Origin of the sequence: Cupriavidus sp. H19C3 (genome assembly GCF_049393815.1) — a bacterium.
Classification (GTDB): Bacteria; Pseudomonadota; Gammaproteobacteria; order Burkholderiales; family Burkholderiaceae; genus Cupriavidus.
The window spans coordinates 3,569,148-3,584,078 of record NZ_CP184985.1 but is presented as its reverse complement, the minus strand read 5'-3'; the positions used below and the strand labels follow the sequence as shown (position 1 = coordinate 3,584,078).

At 64.0% G+C, this 14,931-nt stretch carries 12 protein-coding genes and 1 tRNA gene; 9 read left to right on the top strand and 4 right to left on the bottom strand.

The window, feature by feature from the left end:
• Window positions 1–30: 30 nt before the first annotated feature.
• Window positions 31–342: a 50S ribosomal protein L21 gene (gene rplU / locus DFLDMN_RS16580; RefSeq protein WP_109580057.1), complete on the bottom strand. Its 312-nt coding sequence runs from the start codon at window positions 340–342 to the stop codon at window positions 31–33.
• Between the two features lie 1,661 nt (window positions 343–2,003).
• Here rplU and ltrA point away from each other — a divergent pair.
• The 9 genes from ltrA (at window position 2,004) to DFLDMN_RS16535 (ending at window position 11,317) form a co-directional block, all read left to right on the top strand.
• Window positions 2,004–3,704, top strand: coding sequence for a group II intron reverse transcriptase/maturase (gene ltrA, locus DFLDMN_RS16575; protein WP_150979519.1), 1,701 nt, complete (start codon window positions 2,004–2,006; stop codon window positions 3,702–3,704).
• Between the two features lie 161 nt (window positions 3,705–3,865).
• The gene (ispB, locus tag DFLDMN_RS16570; protein ID WP_423198448.1) at window positions 3,866–4,795 is read left to right on the top strand and encodes an octaprenyl diphosphate synthase; all 930 of its coding nucleotides are present in this window, start codon (window positions 3,866–3,868) and stop codon (window positions 4,793–4,795) included.
• Window positions 4,796–4,909: 114 nt separating this feature from the next.
• A tRNA-Pro gene (locus tag DFLDMN_RS16565) sits at window positions 4,910–4,986 on the top strand.
• A 325-nt stretch (window positions 4,987–5,311) separates the two neighbouring features.
• Window positions 5,312–7,036, top strand: a complete 1,725-nt coding sequence (pilB, locus tag DFLDMN_RS16560) for a type IV-A pilus assembly ATPase PilB (protein ID WP_423195963.1) — start codon at window positions 5,312–5,314, stop codon at window positions 7,034–7,036.
• Window positions 7,037–7,063: 27 nt separating this feature from the next.
• Entirely contained in the window at window positions 7,064–8,332 is a 1,269-nt protein-coding gene (locus tag DFLDMN_RS16555) for a type II secretion system F family protein (protein WP_423195962.1), read from the top strand.
• Window positions 8,333–8,335: 3 nt separating this feature from the next.
• Window positions 8,336–9,202 carry a prepilin peptidase gene (locus DFLDMN_RS16550; protein ID WP_423195961.1) on the top strand — a complete coding sequence of 289 codons (867 nt, stop codon included), beginning with the start codon at window positions 8,336–8,338 and terminating at the stop codon, window positions 9,200–9,202.
• A gap of 76 nt (window positions 9,203–9,278) precedes the next feature.
• Window positions 9,279–9,902: a dephospho-CoA kinase gene (gene coaE, locus DFLDMN_RS16545; protein ID WP_423195960.1), complete on the top strand. Its 624-nt coding sequence runs from the start codon at window positions 9,279–9,281 to the stop codon at window positions 9,900–9,902.
• Between the two features lie 430 nt (window positions 9,903–10,332).
• The gene (gene zapD / locus DFLDMN_RS16540; RefSeq protein WP_423195959.1) at window positions 10,333–11,091 is read left to right on the top strand and encodes a cell division protein ZapD; all 759 of its coding nucleotides are present in this window, start codon (window positions 10,333–10,335) and stop codon (window positions 11,089–11,091) included.
• A gap of 31 nt (window positions 11,092–11,122) precedes the next feature.
• Entirely contained in the window at window positions 11,123–11,317 is a 195-nt protein-coding gene (locus DFLDMN_RS16535; protein ID WP_423195958.1) for a DNA gyrase inhibitor YacG, read from the top strand.
• An 85-nt stretch (window positions 11,318–11,402) separates the two neighbouring features.
• On the opposite strand, the gene DFLDMN_RS16530 is transcribed toward DFLDMN_RS16535, so the two are convergent.
• The 3 genes from DFLDMN_RS16530 to DFLDMN_RS16520 are packed head-to-tail and all read right to left on the bottom strand — an operon-like array spanning window position 11,403 to window position 14,880.
• Window positions 11,403–13,484: an OPT family oligopeptide transporter gene (locus DFLDMN_RS16530; RefSeq protein WP_423195957.1), complete on the bottom strand. Its 2,082-nt coding sequence runs from the start codon at window positions 13,482–13,484 to the stop codon at window positions 11,403–11,405.
• Window positions 13,485–13,531: 47 nt separating this feature from the next.
• On the bottom strand, window positions 13,532–13,981 hold the full coding sequence (locus DFLDMN_RS16525; RefSeq protein WP_423195956.1) for an NUDIX domain-containing protein: 450 nt from the start codon (window positions 13,979–13,981) through the stop codon (window positions 13,532–13,534).
• Window positions 13,978–14,880, bottom strand: a complete 903-nt coding sequence (locus tag DFLDMN_RS16520; RefSeq protein ID WP_423195955.1) for an ATP-binding protein — start codon at window positions 14,878–14,880, stop codon at window positions 13,978–13,980. Before DFLDMN_RS16520 ends, DFLDMN_RS16525 begins: the two co-directional genes overlap by 4 nt.
• Window positions 14,881–14,931: the final 51 nt, after the last annotated feature.

The window sequence follows — 14,931 nt, the reverse complement described above, 5'->3', positions numbered from 1 at the left end:
GTCTTAACTCCTGTCTAGACCGAAACGCGATCAGGCAACGATCGTGTCGATGCGCAGCTCGGTGTAATTCTGACGATGGCCCTGACGCTTCTGGTAGTGCTTGCGACGGCGCATCTTGAAGATCTTCACCTTGTCGTGACGACCCTGGGAGATCACGGTAGCCTTGACGGAAGCCCCGCTCACCAGCGGCGTACCAAACTTGATTTGGTCGCCGGCGCCCACTGCGAGCACCTGGTCGAGCGTGATTTCTGCGCCAATGTCTGCCGGTATCTGTTCTACTTTCAGTTTTTCGCCAGCAGCAACCTTGTATTGCTTGCCGCCGGTTTTTACGACCGCGTACATTGTCGAACCTCTCGATGTGAATGAAGCGAGGAATGCTGCCAGGCGTCGCTTCTTGCGCCATGATCTCCGACGGCCTGCAACGTTGAGTCTGCATGTTGCAGCCTGCAGCTGACGCCGCGCCCGGGCCACTGGGGCCGGGTGAGACCGAAGGAACCGGCAATTCTATACCAGCTTGCAGAAAAGCGCAAAGAAAACAAATAGATAGCCAGCCGGGGACTGGCAGCGGCATATCCGGCACACGGCGGCCGGGCGCGCCATGTCAGGTCGTCAGGTCAGGTCGGCCAGCAGAAAGCCGGCCAGCGCGGCGAATGCGATCCACCAGACGGTGCGTCGCGATTGCCGGCGAGGAGCGCGGGGCTTGTCCATGCCTCGCATTATAGTGAGCACGGTCCCCTGCGCGCATCGGGACATGTCCGGTGCGCGCACGCACCACGCGGTGCGTCTGCGTGTCGCCGCGCAGGCCGCCATATGCACACATCCATCGCATATAATCCACCGGTTTTGGTGCGACACGCACACTCGTGTCCGGGTAGCTCCAACGTAAGGAGCATCGACCTTCCGTTGAGACAAGGGGAAAGCCTCGGCCTGAACCGTCCAATCTCAACCATTTCTTGCTTTGACAAGCCCAGCCGCAAGGTTGGAGCGAGTCCATGTGTTGCGGGGAAGGCCAGCGTATCGGCTAACTCGCAGCTTGCTATTTGCTGGATGGATTTCCAGCCATTGCCCAAAGGCGGGGACGCTTGCCTTTGGGCAGGTGTCTTTGCAGTACGCGCTCTCCCCGGAGGGTGCGGGTGGACATGCAGCGGCAGTTTCGCTGCGTGTTCGCTACATAGCATTTAAACCGACCCAATAGGGTCGGCGCTACGTTCTTTGGGACACAGGCCATGCGCTCGTAAGAGCCCGTCTGTTGTCAAGCGCCTGCCAGCACGGAGGCACTGAAGTAATGAAGTGAGGTTTCCCGGAGCGTATAGCTCTGCGCGTTATGGTTCGGTCGAATACACCCGCGAGGGTGCCTCGATAGAGAACCTGCTATGCGACTAGCAGTAGCCTAGGGAGACATGCGTCACTGGTAACGGTGGGGTGTGAAGCTCTTCTGACAACGCTGCCCCCGTAAGGGTGCGTCCATGCCGTGAGGCGGGGATGTAAAGGCTCCAAGCAGCAAAGGGGTCGAGGTGCGGGCTGGCTGGTATGGGTAACGCAGTGAACTGCTGATAAACGTCGTAAGGATTGCGGTGCCAAAGCTGCTGATAGGCACTAACCAAAAGGTACGTGGTCGGATGCCCCGCTCAAAACTCGGGACACGTCGCTAGTATGACCACCGGCGGAGAGGCAGGCCCTAACCCAGTCGTGTAATGCGCAGGGAACGTGGTAAGCCCGTATGGCTGCCGGAGTGCAGTTTGACTCAGGCAGGCGAACCGTAAGGAACGCTGTTGGCTGTGCGGGCATGGGAGGTTGGAGAAAGCGAACGCCAGGCTGTAATGGTCCGGATAGGGGTTGAAACATCATCCCACGCGAAAGCGAGCAGACTTCCAACTGGTCTTTCGTCGCAAGGCGGCTGACTGAACTCGCTTGTTTAATTTTCTTCCCTTGGGGGGTGACATGCCCCCAAGGGGGCATGTTGTCTCTGCTGTTTGGGGAAGTCCTCAAGATAGGAGAGCAGCATGGAAGCATTGATCCGAGAGGATGAATCTGCGCCCTCCGGCATCCCGCAACGATGGGGCGACATCAATTGGCGCCGCGTCGATCGGAATGTTCGGGCAATGCAGATTCGAATTGCGAAGGCAACACAGGAAAGGGACTGGCGCAGGGTGAAAGCCTTGCAACGATCCCTGACCCGCTCGTTTTCCGCCAAAGCATCGGCGGTAAGGCGAGTGGCGATGAACCAAGGTGCGCGGACGGCAGGAGTCGACCGCGAAAAGTGGAAATCGCCTGAGGCCCGATGGGAAGCCATTGGGCGGTTGAAGCGCCGGGGGTATCGGCCCATGCCATTACGGCGGGTCTTTATCCCCAAAGCCAACGGGAAGGAACGCCCTCTGGGTATTCCGACCATGTTGGACAGAGCCATGCAGGCGTTGTATCTGCTGGCGCTGGAACCAGTGTCCGAAGGGACGAGCGATCCGAACTCCTATGGGTTCCGGATCAATCGATCCACGGCGGATGCCATGTCCCAGCTATTCGTCAACTTATCCAGAAAGGCTTCGGCCCAATGGATCCTAGAAGCGGATATCAAAGGGTGTTTCGACCATATCAGCCACGACTGGCTGGAACGCAATGTCCCTATGGACAAAGCAATCCTGCGGAAGTGGCTGAAAGCTGGCGTGGTATTTCAAGGCCAGTTTCAGGCGACCGACGCTGGAACACCACAGGGGGGCATCATTTCCCCGACCTTGGCTAACGTGGCACTGAATGGGTTGGAACAACAACTGGTCGAGTCCCTACGGGCAAAGCTGGGAGTAACCAACACTAAGAAGTTGAAAGTGAATGTCGTACGGTATGCGGATGACTTCGTGATCACCGGCTACACGCCGGAAGTCCTAGAAAACGAAGTGAAGCCGTGGGTGGAACAGTTCCTAGCAACAAGGGGGCTTTCGCTGTCCACGGAGAAAACGCGAATCGTCAACATCGCTGAAGGCTTTGACTTCCTTGGGTGGAATTTCCGGAAGTACTCGGGAACCCTGCTCATCAAACCGAGCAAGAAGAACGCACAAACGTTTTATTGCAAGGTGAAGGAGGTCATCAGTACTCACAGCGGGCGAAAGCAGGCGGACCTGGTCCAAACGCTGAACCCGATGCTTAGGGGCTGGGCGCAGTATCACAGCCCGGTGGTTGCGAAGGCGACGTTCACCAGAATGGAGCACCTGATTTTTAGGGCTCTGTGGCGGTGGGCAAAACGGCGACATCGAAGAAAGAAAGTTGACTGGGTGCGAAAGAAATATTTCGCATCAATCGATGATCGGAATTGGGTGTTCGGTTCCACGGAAGTGAACAAGGCTGGCGAACGCTACTGGAAAGGACTGTATTCGATCCCGAGTACGCCAATCCGGAGGCACAAGAAGGTGCGGGGGGACTACAACCCTTTCGACCCAGCGCAGGAAATGTATGGCGAAACGCTGCGACAGGAACGCATGGCAGAAAGCATGGCGTACCGGAAGCAGTGGGCAAAGCTGTTCATGTCCCAGCGAGGCTTGTGCGCGGTGTGTCACAGCGCGATAAGCAAAGAGACCGGGTGGCATGACCATCACATCGAACCCCGAGTAGTAGGTGGGTCCGACGCTCTAAGCAATCGTGTACTGGTACATCCCGACTGCCATGTCCAGGTTCATCACTACGGAAGAGTCGCAGTGAAGCCGGTGTTTGAATAACTCATACATTTTGTAGAGGCTTGAGCCGTATGCGGGGAAACTCGCACGTACGGTTCTTAGGGGGGAGGGGTCTAGCAATGGGCTCCTCCTACCCTCCCGTAACGGTGAACATCTTGTCCCAGTCTTCCGCCACTGCCTTGCTTGCCCCGGTCGCTGCCGACATGCGCGCCGTTGACGCCGTCATCCGGCATCGACTGGCCTCGGAAGTGCCGCTGATCGAGCAGATCGGCGAATACATCATCAGCGCCGGCGGCAAACGCCTGCGCCCCGTCATCCTGCTGCTGAGCGCGCGCGCGTTCGGCTACGACGGCCATCGCCATCATGAACTTGCCGCGGTGGTCGAATTCATTCATACGGCCACGCTGCTGCACGACGACGTCGTCGACGAGTCGGAACTGCGGCGCGGACGGGAGACCGCCAACGCCGTGTTCGGCAACGCGGCCAGCGTGCTGGTGGGCGACTTTCTCTATTCGCGCGCGTTCCAGATGATGGTCGACGCCGGCAGCATGCGCATCATGGAGATCCTCTCCAACGCGACCAACGTGATTGCCGAGGGTGAAGTGCTGCAACTGCTGAACATGCACGACCCGGACGTGACCGTCGAGCGCTACCTCCAGGTCATCCGCTACAAGACGGCGAAGCTGTTCGAAGCCTCCGCGCAACTGGGTGCGGTGCTTGCGGGCGCGGACGCCGCCATGGAAGAAGCCGCGGCGGAATATGGCCGCCGCATCGGCACCGCGTTCCAGCTGATCGACGACATGCTCGACTACACGGCCAGCGCGGAGCAGATGGGCAAGAACGCCGGCGACGACCTGCGCGAGGGCAAGCCCACGCTGCCGCTGCTCCATCTGCTCGAGCACGGCACCCCCGAACAGCGCGAGCTGGCGCGCGATGCGATCGTGCAGGGCGGCACCGAACACTTCGACGCGGTGTTCGCGGCGATCCACGCCAGCGGCGCGCTCGACGTGACGTTTGCCGCCGCGCAACGCGAGGCGGAAGCGGCGGAGAAAGCGGCAATGCAATTTCCCCCTTCCCAATTGAAGGAAACGCTGATAGACTTATGTGCTTTCTCGCTGCAACGTCAGTCCTGACGCGAGGCGCTGAAAAAGCAAACCGAAGCAAACCAAAGCCAAACGACATCGGAAACGATGTTGACGCATGAGGTTGAAGCACGAGGTTAAAGCAGTAACGAAGCAATGATGAATCGGGGTGTAGCTTAGCCTGGTAGAGCGCTACGTTCGGGACGTAGAGGCCGGAGGTTCGAATCCTCTCACCCCGACCAGATTCCAAAAAAGCCGCACAGCAATGTGCGGCTTTTTTATTTGCGCGTCCGGGGCGCTCTGCCTCGTTCTGCCGCGGCGCGGTGCCCTGCCGTTGTCCTGCCGTTGTCCTGCACGCCGCCTCGCTCGCCCTTTCCACCCGCACCGCCGGACCCGCGCTGTCCGCCCCCGCGCAAGTAGGGTTGCACACTGTCGCGCAAACGCCAACGCCGCGGCCCGCCTCGCTTTACAAAAAGTGACCCCGGCGGCAAACTGCCCCGCATCCGGGACGTACGCCCCGCCGCTCCCGCCGTAGTCCCAACGCAACGTCAACGCATCCTACTTGCCATGACACTAGGCCTCGCGCTTGCCCAGAGCCGGCGGATCGCGCCCGCACTGCTTGCCCAGCTGGAGCAGTCGGCACGGGAAAAGAAGTCGCAACTGATCGACGAGATCATTGCGAGCGGAACCATGAGCGCGCACGACGTGGCGATCTTCGCCGCCGACAAGTACCAGTTGCCGCTGCTCGATCTCGCCCAGTACAACCTCAGCCGCGTGCCGCCCGCGCTGGCCGGCAATCGCGAATTCCACGCGCACCGGCTGCTGCCGCTCGGCCGCCGCGAGAACCGCCTGGTGGTCGCGCTGTCCGACCCGGCCAACCAGGCCGGCGTGGATGCCATCAAGCAGAAGTTCAACCTGCCCGTGGAAACGGTGGTGGTCGAGCACGACAAGCTGATGAAGCATGTGCGCTCGGCCGGCGAGGCGCTCGGCACGCTCAAGAACATTTCGCCGGTGGGTGCCGCGCCCACCAAGATGATCGAATACGATCCGGTCGCCGCGGCGGGTGCGCGCAAGACCGGCACCGCCAACGACATCGACGACGCGCCGGTGGTGCGCTTCCTGCAGAAGCTGCTGACCGAGGCCTTCCAGCGCGGCGCGTCGGACCTTCACTTCGAGCCCTTCGAGTTCTTCTATCGCGTCCGCTTCCGCGTGGACGGCGTGTTGCAGGAGGTGGCGCGGCCCCCGCTCGATATCCGCGACAAGGTCGCGACGCGTATCAAGGTGCTGTCGCGCCTGGATATTTCCGAGAAACGCGTGCCGCAGGACGGCCGCATGAAGCTGCTGCTCACGCTGCCCAAGGACAAGGACGGCAAGGAGACCATCGAGAAGGCCATCGACTTCCGCGTCTCCACGCTGCCCACGCTGTTCGGCGAGAAGATCGTGATGCGTATCCTGGAGTCCTCGTCCGACAAGCTCGATATCGACCAGCTTGGCTACGAGCCGCACCAGAAGGCACTGCTGCTCGACGTGATCAAGCGTCCGTACGGCATGGTGCTGGTGACGGGTCCGACCGGCAGCGGCAAGACCGTGTCGCTCTACACGTTCCTCAACCTGCTGAACCAGGGCGACATCAATATCTCCACGGCCGAGGATCCGGCCGAAATCCAGCTGCCCGGCATCAACCAGGTCAACGTCAACGACAAGGCTGGCCTGACCTTTGCCGCGGCGCTCAAGTCGTTCCTGCGGCAGGATCCGGACATCATCATGGTCGGCGAAATCCGCGACCTGGAAACCGCCGATATCTCGATCAAGGCCGCGCAGACCGGCCACCTGGTCCTGTCCACGCTGCACACCAACGACGCGCCGACCACGCTCACGCGCCTGATGAACATGGGCGTGGCGCCCTTCAATATCGCGTCCAGCGTGCTGCTGATCACCGCGCAGCGCCTGGCGCGCCGGCTCTGCACCTGCAAGCGCGCGGGCGACCTGTCGCGCGAGGTGCTGATCGACGCCGGCTTCCAGGAAGCCGATATCGACGGCAGCTGGCAGCCGTACCACCCGGTCGGCTGCGAGCGCTGCAACGGCAGCGGCTACAAGGGACGTTGCGGCATCTACCAGGTCATGCCGATCACGGAAGCCATGCAGCAGATCATCCTGTCGCACGGCACGGCGTTGCAGATCGCCGAGCAGGCGCGTCGCGACGGCGTGCTATCGTTGCGGGAGGCTGGCCTGCTCAAGGTCAAGCAGGGGGTCACGTCACTCGAAGAAGTGCTGGCCACCACCAACACGTAATAAAAAACTTTTGTCGGGGGTCAAAACATGGCGACGCGCGCACCAGCGGCGGGCGCCCGGGCAACGGCAGCGCCGTCGCAGCGGGCCAGAGGGCGGAAGGCGCCCACGCAGTACATCTTTGAGTGGGAAGGCAAGGACCGCAAGGGCAAGTCCTTCACCGGGGAACAACGTGCCGAGAACGCGGCGGAGGTCACCGCCACGCTGCGCAAGCAGGGCCTGACGGTCGTCAAGCTCAAGAAGCGCAAGGCGGCGCGCGGGCGCAAGATCACGGAGAAGGACATCGCGTATTTCACGCGCCAGCTGTCGACCATGCTCAAGGCGGGCATTCCGCTGCTGCAATCGATCGATATCATCGCGCGCGGCCACGCCAATCCGAACTTCACCCAGCTGCTGTCCGATATCCGCTTCGACATCGAGGCCGGCAGCAGCATGGCCACGGCCTTCCGCCGCCATCCGCGCTACTTCGACACGTTGTACTGCAACCTCATCGACGCCGGCGAACAGGGCGGTATTCTCGATGCGCTGCTGGAACGGCTGTCGCTCTACATGGAGAAATCCATCGCGCTGAAGAGCCAGATCAAATCCGCGATGATCTACCCGATCGCGGTGCTGACGGTGGCCTTTGCCGTGACCGTGGTGCTGATGCTGTTCGTGGTGCCGGCCTTCAAGAGCGTGTTCTCGAGCTTTGGCGCATCGCTGCCGGCGCCGACCATGGTGGTGATCGGCATTTCCGACTTCTTCGTCTCCAACTGGTACTTCATCGTATTCGGGCCAATACTGGCCATCGTGGCGTATCTGCGCTCGCGCTCGCGCTCGGAAAAGGTGCAGCGCTTCCACGACAAGGCACTGCTGCGCATGCCGATCTTCGGCAGCCTGTTCCGCAAGGCCGTGATCGCGCGCTGGACCCGTACCCTCGCCACCATGTTCGCGGCCGGCACGCCGCTGGTGGAGTCGATGGAATCGGTGGCCGGCGCGGCCGGCAACTGGCTCTACTACGACGCCACGCGCGAGATCGAGCAGGCGGTGCGCATCGGTACCAGCCTGACCAACGCCATGCAGGCCACGCACGTGTTCGACAACATGGTGCTCCAGATGACGCAGATCGGTGAGGAATCGGGTGCGCTGGACAACATGCTGCTCAAGGTGGCGGAATTCTACGAACGCGAGGTCGACGATGCCGTGGCCGCCATTTCCAGCCTGATCGAGCCGATCATCATCGTGATCCTCGGCGTGGTCATCGGCGGCATGGTGGTGGCGATGTACCTGCCGATCTTCAAGCTGGGACAAGTGGTGTAACGCATGCAGCAGGTAACGGTCCTGGCGGCGCTGCCGCCGGTATTTCTCGTGGTGGCGGCCGGACTGGTCGGATTGATGGTGGGCAGCTTCCTCAATGTGGTGATCCACCGCCTGCCGCGCATGATGGCGAACGACGAGGCCAACTACATTGCCGAGTTGCGCGAGGAGCCGCTGCCCCACCCGGACCGTTACGACCTGATGGTGCCGCGTTCGGCGTGCCCGCACTGCGGGCACCAGATTGCTGCATGGGAGAATATTCCCATCGTCAGCTATCTGTTCCTGCGCGGGCGCTGTGCGCAATGCAAGACCGCCATCGGCATGCGCTATCCGCTCGTCGAACTCACGAGCGCGGTGCTGAGCGCGCTGGCCATGTGGCACTACGGCCCGACCGTGCAGGCGCTGGCCGCCATCGTCATGGTGTGGGCACTGATCGCGCTCACCATGATCGATGCCGATACGCAACTGCTGCCGGACCAGATCACGCTGCCGCTGCTGTGGCTCGGTCTGCTGCTGAATCTGCAGACACTGTTCGTGCCGCTGACCGATGCGGTGATCGGTGCCGCGGCCGGCTACCTGGTGCTATGGAGCGCGTACTGGCTGTTCAAGCTCGTGCGTGGCAAGGAAGGCATGGGCTATGGCGACTTCAAGCTGATGGGCGCGCTCGGCGCGTGGTTTGGCTGGCAGGCCCTGCCGGCACTGGTGCTGCTGTCGTCCGTGGTGGGTGCGGTGTTCGGCATCGTCATGCTGGTGGCGCGCCGCCAGGGCCGCGAGACGCCGTTCCCGTTTGGTCCGTTCATTGCCGGCGCGGGTCTGATCGTGCTGTTCTTTGGCGCGGACGTGTTGCCGCTGCAGCTCGCGCTCGGACATTGACGACGCCGGGCGCGCCGCAGCCGTCGCCGCGATAGCTGGTATCTTGGCGGCATCGGCAAACAACCTTCCCTGTCGCATGCTGGAAATCGGACTCACGGGTGGCATCGGGTCGGGCAAGACCCGCGTGGCCAACATGTTTGCGGCACGTGGCGCCGCCCTGATCGATACCGACCTCCTCGCGCATGAGATCACGGCGCCCGGCGGCGCCGCCATTCCCGCGCTGGTGGACGCGTTTGGCCCCGCCTGCCTGCGTCCCGATGGCGCGATGGACCGCGATGCGATGCGTGCGCGCGTGTTCTCGGATCCGTCGGCCAAGCTGACGCTCGAAGCCATCACCCATCCGCTCATCCGTGCGCTCACCGAAGCGCGCGCCGCCGAGATCCGTGCGGCGGGGCAGCATCCGTACCTGATCTACATCGTGCCTTTGCTGGTGGAATCGGGCACGTGGCGCCACCGGGTCGGCCGCGTGCTGGTGGTCGATTGCCGCGAGGATACGCAGATTGCGCGCGTGATGGCGCGTAATGGCTTCACGCGCGAACAAGTGGAGGCCATCATGCGCAAGCAGGCCACGCGCACCGCGCGGCTGGCCGCAGCCGACGACGTGATCGACAACGACGGGCCGCCGGAAGCGCTCGACGCACAGGTGGAGCGCCTCGATACCCTGTACCGCAGCCTGCGCGATGGCGCGGCGGCACGATAGCGGGGGGCCGTCCCCACGGGCCGGCACCACCGCTGCGCGGGGATAGCCCCGTCGCGGCCCTTCGCGCCCTTCGCGCCCTTCGCGCCCTTCGCGCCCTTCGCGCCCTTCGCACCCTTTCGCGGCACAGGTGCCGGCGTGGCCCGGATTGGCCATGGGCGCGGCATCGGGGCCGATGTACGCCCGCTCTGCCAGCAATACCTCGGGTGCTCGTCTCGAGCGCTGGGCTTCCCGCCGCGTGCATACCGAGAGACCACTCCACACAATTGGATTTGTCCTTGCGCGCCGACTCGCATAGAATGCGCTGAAAACAAGCGGGAAATATCGCATATCGCCGAATTTCGGCCTGCGTCCCCGCCCTCCGATGCGGGACGCAGCAGCCGCACCCTGGCCAGACCACCGCCGCACCCCGGCGCGCAGCACGGACATAGACTTGATCCTGTACGAATATCCTTTCAACGAACGAATCAGGACGCTTCTGCGGCTGGAAGACCTGTTCGATCGGCTGGATTATTTCCTCGCGCAGGAACATGCCCTGCAGCACCACGTGGCGATCACGACGCTGTTCGAGATTATCGACGTGGCGGGCCGTGCGGACCTGAAGACCGATCTCATCAAGGAACTGGAGCGTCAGCGCCAGGCGCTGGCACCGCTGCGGGCCAATCCCCAGATCGACCAGGATGCGCTCGTCAGCGTGATTTCCGAGATCGAGCAGGGCATCGGTGCGCTGAACCAGACCTTCGGCAAGGCGGGCCAGCTGCTCGCCGACAACGAATGGCTGACCAGCATCCGCAGCCGCGCCATCATTCCCGGCGGCACCTGCGAGTTCGACCTGCCCGCCTACTACGCCTGGCAACACCGTCCAGGCGAGGATCGCCGCGCCGATATCCTCAAATGGGCACGGCCGCTGGCGTCGCTGCGCATGGGCGCGGGGATCGTGCTGCGGCTGTTGCGCGAGTCGGGCCAGAGCGGCAAGGTCATTGCCACCGGCGGCAGCTACCAGCAAATGCTGTCGGGCCGCAGCTACCAGCTGATGCAGGTCCATCTGGACGAATCGCTACTGGCGTTTATCCCCGAGATGAGCGCCAACAAGTACATGCTCTGGGTGCGCTTTACCCAGCAGGATGGCGATCTGCGTCCGCGCTCGGTCGATGCCGATATCCCGTTCCTGCTCAAGCTGTGCAATTTCTGAAGTCGCAGATTCCGGAACGTCGAGAACGCTGATGCCTGCCGTCGTCAAATGCCCCACCTGCGGCAAGGATGTCGCGTGGATCCCCGACAACAAGTTTCGCCCGTTCTGCTCGGACCGCTGCAAACAGATCGACCTGGGCGCCTGGGCGGCCGAGAAGTACGTGATCGGCGGCAAACCCGACGAGACGCCCTCGCCGGACCTGCCCGAGGATCCCGAGGATCACTGAGCGCACTGCGCGCCGCCGGGCGCGCGACCTGCCGCGCCACCCCTGCTGCCCCCCCTACTGCCTCCTACTGCCCCCTACTGCCCCCCTACCGCGCCGCCAGGATGCGCCGGCAGAACGCTACGCATACCGCCACGAACACGGCCAGCCCGAGCCATTGCGCCGTCGCTGCAAACCCTTCGCCGACCACGGCCAGCGGCGCATCGTGGCCGGACAGCCCGATCACTGCCGCCAGCGCCACACCGACCAGGCTCTCCCCGACGATCAGTCCCGACGCCAGCAGGGTGCCGCGCCGTTCGGCGTGCGCCACTGCCAGCGCCACGTCGTCGCCGCGCGCTTGCGCACGGCGGCGCTCGGTCCGCAACAGCCACCACGACAGCACCGCACCGACCACCAGCGCCGAACTGATGGTCGGCGGCAGGTAGATGCCGATGCCGACCGCGAGCACCGGCAGGCGCGCCACACCGCCGTGCCGTTGCTGGCGGCGGCGCAGCATCTCGTCGATCGCAATCAGCACCGCGCCCAGCGCAACGCCGGTCAGGATCATGGTCCAGTTCAGCTGGCGCGTGAAGATGCCGGTGGCGATGGCGGTCATCAGCGTCGCCTGCGGCGCCGCGAGCGCCTGACCGGGGTCCATGTCCGCGCGCGGCAAGGCGCCGGCAAACCCGTAGGCGTGATACAGCAGCTCCAGGACGGGCGGAATCACCGCCGCCCCTACCGCGCAGCCGATCAGCAGCGCCACCTGCTGCCGCCACGGCGTGGCGCCGACCAGCCAACCGGTCTTGAGGTCCTGCAGGTTGTCGTTGGAGATCGATGCCACCGCCACCACGGCCGAGGTGGTGAAGATGGCCAGCGCAATCGCAAACTTGCCGCCCTCGGCGGTGCCGAGCAGTCCGTCGAGCGTGCCGATGCCGAGGATCAGCAGCGACACGAGGATGATCGCGATAATGCCGATGCCCGAGATCGGGCTGGCCGACGAGCCGACCAGGCCGGCCATGTAGCCGCACGCGGCCGCGACCAGAAAGCCGAACACAAAGGCGAACAGCACCGCACAGGCCACCAGCCGCCAGGCCGGGCCCGCGGCCAGCGGCGCGGGCGCGAGGAAGCTGCCGAACGTGACTGCCAGCACCGCGATCAGCACCAGGGTCAGGATGCCGATCCAGAGCGCCGGCATATCGCGCTGGGTGCGCGGGCGCGCGCCGCCAGCTTCGACTGCGCCGGCCCCGCTGAAGGTCGCGCCTGCCGGTGTCCCCCCTGACGTCGGCCGCGACGCCCCCATCGACGCGCGCACCCCGTCGACCATCGGCTTGAACAGCGTGCCCAGCGTCCAGATCGCGGCGATGGCGATGGTGCCGGCGCCGATAAAGCGGGCCTGCGTACTCCACACCTCCGTGCCGAACGACGCCAGCGTGGCACCGGCCGGCATCGGCGTGAGCGCGGTCAGCCATGGCACCGCGATGCCCCAGGTCAGGATCAGACCGAGCAGCATCGCCAGCCCGCCGACGATACCGACCAGGTAGCCGGCGCCCACGAGTGCCAGCGAGAAGCCCATCGACAGCCGCACCACCGAGGCCCCGAGCGCGAGCCACGCGTTGGCACCCTCCGCCAGCACGCGCAGGCCGCTCGCGGCAAAGCTGAACAGGCCCGCCGCGACGCCGCCGGCGAGCAGGTCGGCCAGACCCGTCGCCTGCCGGTCTCCGGCCGCCTGCGCGGCACTGCCCACGCGCAGGATCTCCGCGGCGGCCACCCCTTCGGGATATGGCAAGTCGCTCTGCACGACCATCGCATGGCGCAGCGGAATACTGAAGACCACGCCGAGCATGCCGCCGGCCGCGCAGATCGCCAGCGTCTGCCAGAACGGAAAGCCTTGCCAGTGGCCCAGCATGACCAGCCCGGGCAGGATAAAGATGATCGAGGACAGCGTGCCGGCGGCCGAGGCCTGCGTCTGCACCATGTTGTTCTCGAGGATATTGGCGCCGGGAAACAGCCGCAGCACGGCCATCGAGATGACGGCGGCCGGAATGGCCGAGGAGAAGGTCAGGCCGACCTTGAGGCCGAGGTAGATGTTGGAGGCCGTGAAGACCACCGTGATCAGTGCGCCGAGGATGATGCCGCGCACCGTCAGTTCAGGCAGGGATACGTTGTCAGCGACGCGTTCGACACGTTGCATGCAGGCTCCTATTCCTTTTTGCAAAGGCGCGCTCTGCCCGGCGCGCTTTATCGTTCAGGGGTTGCAGCTTCCTCCTTCAACCATTCGACCACCGGAATGGTGGCCGGCAGCAGCGGGCCCACGGCGACCGGCGCCGCTTGCCACGAAAACGCCTGGCCCTCGCGTCCGACGGGCTCCCCCCGCCAGGCCGTGACCTTGCAAAAGTGCAACCGCACGTAGGCGTGCGGGTAATCGTGTTCGAGCACGCGCCAGCGCGCGCACTGCGTCACGTCGAGCCCGAGCTCCTCGTGCAATTCGCGCGCCAGCGCAGCCTCGACGGTCTCGCCGGCCTCCAGCTTGCCGCCCGGAAATTCCCAGTAGCCCTCGTAGGGCTTGCCGGCCGGACGCTGTGCCAGCAAGAAGCGGCCGTCGGACTGGATCATGACGCCGACCGCGACTTCGGTCACCTTGCGCGGCTGGCCGGTGGCGTCGCGCACCGTGTCGGCGGTGCCGCTCATGCCGCCGGATTCCCGCTGTCGGCCACGAACGCCTTGCCGTGCCGGCCACCCCAGTCGCGCGCAAACTGCCACGCCACGCGGCCCGAGCGCGAGCCGCGTTCGAGCGCCCACACCAGCGCGTCGCCGCGCGCGGCGGCAATGTCGTCTTCCGTGCAGCCGAAGTGCGACAGCCAATGACCGACGATGGTCAGGTACTCATCCTGCTTGGGCGGGTAGAACGACAGCCACAGGCCGAAGCGCTCGGACAGCGAGATCTTTTCCTCGACCACCTCGCCCGGATGGATCTCGCCATCGTCGGTGTGCCGGTAGGTCTCGTTGTCCTTCATGTACTCGGGCAGCAGGTGGCGGCGGTTGGACGTGGCGTAGATCAGCACGTTGTCCGATTGCGCCGCGACCGAGCCATCGAGCGCCGACTTGAGCGACTTGTAGCCGGATTCGCCGTCCTCGAACGACAGATCGTCGCAGAAGATCACGAAGCGCTCGGGGCGTTGCGACAGTTGCTCGACGATATCGCCAAGGTCGCCAAGGTCGTCCTTGTCCACTTCCACCAGGCGCAGGCCCTCGCCCACGTAGGCATTGAGACAGGCCTTGATCAGCGAGGATTTGCCGGTACCGCGCGCGCCCGTCAGGAGCACGTTGTTGGCCGGCAGTCGCTTCACGAACTGGCGCGTATTGGCGACGATCGCTTCTTTCTGGCGCTCGATGTTCTTGAGGTCATCGAGGTGGATCGGCGGCAACTGGCGGATGGCCTGCAGGTAGCCGATATTGCCGAACAGGCTCTGTCGCTTGCGCCAGCGGAACGCCACCGCCTCCTGCCAGTCCGCATCGGTCAACTGCGGAGGCAACCATTGTTCGAGTCGGGCGAGAAAGGCGTCGAGGCGGGTGGCAAGATCAGACATGGCGGGGCAAGGGTGACAACGGGTGTGACAACAAATGCGGAACCGGGGGCA

Coding starts and splice junctions, on each gene's coding strand:
- rplU (WP_109580057.1), bottom strand. CDS start 342: ATGTACGCGGTCGTAAAAACCGGCGGCAAGCAATACAAGGTTGCTGCT.
- ltrA (WP_150979519.1), top strand. CDS start 2,004: ATGGAAGCATTGATCCGAGAGGATGAATCTGCGCCCTCCGGCATCCCG.
- ispB (WP_423198448.1), top strand. CDS start 3,866: ATGCGCGCCGTTGACGCCGTCATCCGGCATCGACTGGCCTCGGAAGTG.
- pilB (WP_423195963.1), top strand. CDS start 5,312: ATGACACTAGGCCTCGCGCTTGCCCAGAGCCGGCGGATCGCGCCCGCA.
- DFLDMN_RS16555 (WP_423195962.1), top strand. CDS start 7,064: ATGGCGACGCGCGCACCAGCGGCGGGCGCCCGGGCAACGGCAGCGCCG.
- DFLDMN_RS16550 (WP_423195961.1), top strand. CDS start 8,336: ATGCAGCAGGTAACGGTCCTGGCGGCGCTGCCGCCGGTATTTCTCGTG.
- coaE (WP_423195960.1), top strand. CDS start 9,279: ATGCTGGAAATCGGACTCACGGGTGGCATCGGGTCGGGCAAGACCCGC.
- DFLDMN_RS16535 (WP_423195958.1), top strand. CDS start 11,123: ATGCCTGCCGTCGTCAAATGCCCCACCTGCGGCAAGGATGTCGCGTGG.
- DFLDMN_RS16530 (WP_423195957.1), bottom strand. CDS start 13,484: ATGCAACGTGTCGAACGCGTCGCTGACAACGTATCCCTGCCTGAACTG.
- DFLDMN_RS16525 (WP_423195956.1), bottom strand. CDS start 13,981: ATGAGCGGCACCGCCGACACGGTGCGCGACGCCACCGGCCAGCCGCGC.
- DFLDMN_RS16520 (WP_423195955.1), bottom strand. CDS start 14,880: ATGTCTGATCTTGCCACCCGCCTCGACGCCTTTCTCGCCCGACTCGAA.